This is a genomic window from Kitasatospora sp. NPDC057500 (assembly GCF_042802195.1).
Taxonomy (GTDB): domain Bacteria; phylum Actinomycetota; class Actinomycetes; order Streptomycetales; family Streptomycetaceae; genus Kitasatospora.
Genome location: NZ_JBHVER010000379.1, coordinates 1 through 3,428, shown reverse-complemented (window position 1 = coordinate 3,428; position 3,428 = coordinate 1). Strand labels below are relative to the sequence as shown.

General features: G+C 72.3%; 3 protein-coding genes. 1 reads left to right on the top strand and 2 read right to left on the bottom strand.

Annotated features, from left to right (window positions below):
- Nucleotides 1–88: 88 nt before the first annotated feature.
- A complete protein-coding gene (locus ACFU74_RS36590) occupies nucleotides 89–751 on the bottom strand; it encodes a DUF6230 family protein (RefSeq protein WP_380764453.1) in 663 nt (220 codons plus the stop codon).
- Nucleotides 752–1,367: 616 nt separating this feature from the next.
- Nucleotides 1,368–2,375, bottom strand: a complete 1,008-nt coding sequence (locus tag ACFU74_RS36585; RefSeq protein ID WP_380764452.1) for a tetratricopeptide repeat protein — start codon at nucleotides 2,373–2,375, stop codon at nucleotides 1,368–1,370.
- 364 nt (nucleotides 2,376–2,739) lie between these two features.
- Between ACFU74_RS36585 and ACFU74_RS36580 the strand changes: the two genes are divergently transcribed.
- On the top strand, nucleotides 2,740–3,393 hold the full coding sequence (locus tag ACFU74_RS36580; RefSeq protein ID WP_380764451.1) for a TetR/AcrR family transcriptional regulator: 654 nt from the start codon (nucleotides 2,740–2,742) through the stop codon (nucleotides 3,391–3,393).
- Nucleotides 3,394–3,428: the final 35 nt, after the last annotated feature.

Below are 3,428 nucleotides of genomic sequence, written 5' to 3'. Positions count from 1 at the left end.
GGGGGGCGGGGCGGGGGGCCCGGGGCGCCCCCCCCCCCCGGCCCCCGACCCGCCGTCGGGCGGTCAGCCGGTCAGCCGGGGAACCGGCTCAGAAGCACTCGTGGCCCTCGTCGGTGAAGAGGTTGAGCTTCAGGCCCTTGAGCTTGAAGGTGCCCGCCGAGGTCGCCCACGCCGTCTGCTTCGCGCCGTACAGGTCGGCGGTGTCGGCGGCCTGCGCGAAGCCGGTCTTGCCGCTGGGCAGGCCGGAACCGAGCGCGGACGTCCAGCTCTTGGTCGCCGTGCCGTTGAGGGTGGAGGCGTCCTGGCCGATGTTGATGTTGCCGAACTCGGCGTCGGCCTCCAGCGAGTCGAGGTCGATCAGCAGGTTGGCGGCCTCGACCTGGCGCTCCTGCTGCTCGCTGTCACCGGCCTCCAGGCGGAGGGTGACCTTCGGGAGCTTGAACGGCAGCGGGATCACGTTCGGGTCGGTGACCAGCGACTGGCACAGGCCCTTGATCCGGGCGGTGTCGAAGGCCGAGACGGCGACCGGGTGGGTCGTCTTGTCCTTCTCGACGTCGATCGAGCCGAACTGCGCGAACTTCGTACCGTGCAGTTCCTTCGCGGAGACCTTGAACTGCTGGCCCGAGATGCTGAACGAGGCGGCGAGCGCGCTGTTCGCCAGGCCGACGCCGACCGCGGCGGTGGCCGCGAGGCTCGGCACCATCACCAGGGCGAAGCGCTTCCAGCGGGTCTTGCCGTAGGTCTTGGACATGCGTGTCCTCCTTCTGGACGTACATCTCCGGCTCCCCCGGTGGCGAGTCCCGCACCGATGGGGGCCTGGGATGGGAGAGAGCTACGTCCTCGGTAGCGGAGAGCGCCGTGGCAACACCGGCGGTCCCCCCGAGCGACAACCAGCGACCGCGCGGGGAGCGCGGTCGTACGAAGGACAGGAACCGCCGTGGGACGTGCGGATACCCCCCTGCCCTCTCGCCGGCGGCAGGGCCGCCGGCCGCCCGGTGGGGATCCCCTCCTCCGGGTCCGCCGACCGGCTGCCGGCGGGGGTCGAAGTGTGGGGACCGGGCGTGCCGATGCTGCTCGAATCCCGGACGAAGCACAAGAGGTCGCATTACTGACGGGTAATCCCACACGGACGCAGATGATCATGAAATCGGCGCTATGGACACGCAGCGTTACGAAATGAAGGATTGGTGAGGGCGAAATCCCTCGGAAACGTCAGTGAAACACCGGTGGACGGTCACATGTCGTGACCGTCCACCGGTGTTGTCAAGATTTGGTAAACCTCAGAGAGGATGACCGGATTGTCGCCAAATCACCTGGCGGCACCGCAGGTCATCAGTCGTGTCACCGACCTTGTCGCCGACCGGAGTTCAGAACAGCACCCGGGCCAGCGCCTGGCGCGCCGCGGTGACCCGCGGGTCGTCCGGGCCGATCACCTCGAACAGCTCCAGCAGCCGCAGCCGGACGGCGTCCCGGTCCTCGCCGAAGGTCTTGCCGACCGTCGACACCAGCCGCCCGAAGGCGTCCTCGACGTGCCCGCCGACCAGGTCCAGGTCGGCCGCCCGCAGCTGGGCCTCGATGTCCTTCGGGTCCGCCGCCGCGGCGGCCCGGACGGTCTGGAGGTCCAGCCCCTCGACCCGCTGGAGCAGCTGCGCCTGGGCGAGGCCGACCTTGGCCTCGGTGTTGCCCGGCTGCTCGGCCAGCACGTTCCGGTAGGCCTGGATCGCCCCGCCCAGGTCCCCCTGGTCGAGCGCGTCATGGGCGGCGGCCAGCGCCGGGTCCTCCGGCCGGCGCGGGGCGGCATCCGGTGCGCCCTCCTCGGCGGGCGCGCCGCCGGTGCCACCGGTGCCGACGATGCCGAAGCGCTGCTCGGCGACCAGGATCAGCTGGTCCAGCACCTTGCGGACGTTGGCCTCGTTCTCGGCGCCCTGGAACAGCGGGACCAGCTGTCCGGCCACCACGGCCATCACGGCCGGGATGCCCTGGATGCCGAACTGCTGGGCGATCAGCTGGTTGGCGTCGACGTCGATCTTGGCGAGCACGATCCGGCCGGCGTACTCCTCGGCCAAGCGCTCCAGGACGGGGCTGAGCTGCTTGCAGGGCCCGCACCACTCGGCCCAGAAGTCGACGACCACCGGCACCTCGGTGGACCGCTGGACGACCTCGGCCTCGAAGGTGTCCTCGGTGACGTCGACGACGAGCGGGTAGCCGGTCCCGGCCGGGGCCTCCCCGGCCGCTTCGCCGGCGGCCGCCTGGCGGGCCCGCTCGGCCCTGGCCTGCTCGGCCTTCTGGGCAGCCTCGCCGGCTGCCTTCACCGCGGCGAGGTCGACCGCACCACGCAGGGCGGCACTGTTGAGACGAGAATTCCGTGGCTGCATGGCACCATCCTCCCCCGCCCGCGCCGCTGGTGGACACCAACCTCCCGGAAAACGCCCCGCGCGGGCTGCGCGGTCCCGATTCCCGGGGTGGCGGAGCCACTCCCCGATAGCCTGAACCGTTCGGCGCGGATCCCCACCCGCGCCCGCGCCGCTCCCGTCCCACGGGGACACGGCGCCTGGTCGTCGCTTTCGCTACGAGTCGTAGCGTAACTGGCCCCCCGGCACCCGCCGCAACCCCTGTCCGCCCCCGCCGGACGTGAGGTGGGCCACTTTCCCCGGCGGCCCGGCTGACCTGGACACGCAAGAGTCGCTACCGTTACCAGCCCCACCCAAGTTACTTACCGGTAAATCGCAAGGAGGCCCGGTGCCGGCCCCCCAGCCACCCCTCCCGGAGAGCCCGGAGACCGCCGCCGCCCGGGCCAAGGGCCGCCCGCGCAGCGCCGCCGCCGACCGCGCCATCCTGGACGCCACCCGCGAGGCCCTCGCCGAACTCGGCTGGGGCGGACTCACCATGGGCCACGTCGCGACCCGCGCCGGCGTCGCCAAGACCACCCTGTACCGCCGCTGGCCGTCCAAGAACGAGCTGGTGGTGGACGCCGTCGCCAGCCTCTTCGACGAGCTGGTGATGCCCGACCTGGGCAGTCTGCAGGCCGACATCGAGGCGGTGGTGGCCCAGCTCGCCGAGCTGCTGGCCCGCCCGGAGAGCCAGGCGGCGCTGCTCGCCCTGTTCGCCGAGGGCACCCGCGACCGGCAGCTGCGCCGGCGGATCCGGGAGGCGATCGTCGACCCGCAGAAGCGGCTGGTCCGGCAGGGCCGCGCGGCCGCCCAGGCGCGCGGCGAGCTGGCGCCGGACGCCGACGAGGCGACCGCCCGGGAGGAGGTCGACATCATCTTCGACACCATCGCCGGGACGGTCGAGCACCGGGTGCTGGTCAGCGGCGAGCCGATCACCTCCGAGTGGACCCGGCGCTTCACCGGCCTGCTGCTCGGCCCCTTCCCGGTCCCCTCGGCCGGCTGAACGCACGCGCGGAGGCCGCCCGGCCCCTCCAGGGG

Excerpts from the sequence above, each read along its gene's own strand:
- ACFU74_RS36590 (WP_380764453.1), bottom strand. The coding sequence starts at position 751 with ATGTCCAAGACCTACGGCAAGACCCGCTGGAAGCGCTTCGCCCTGGTG.
- ACFU74_RS36585 (WP_380764452.1), bottom strand. The coding sequence starts at position 2,375 with ATGCAGCCACGGAATTCTCGTCTCAACAGTGCCGCCCTGCGTGGTGCG.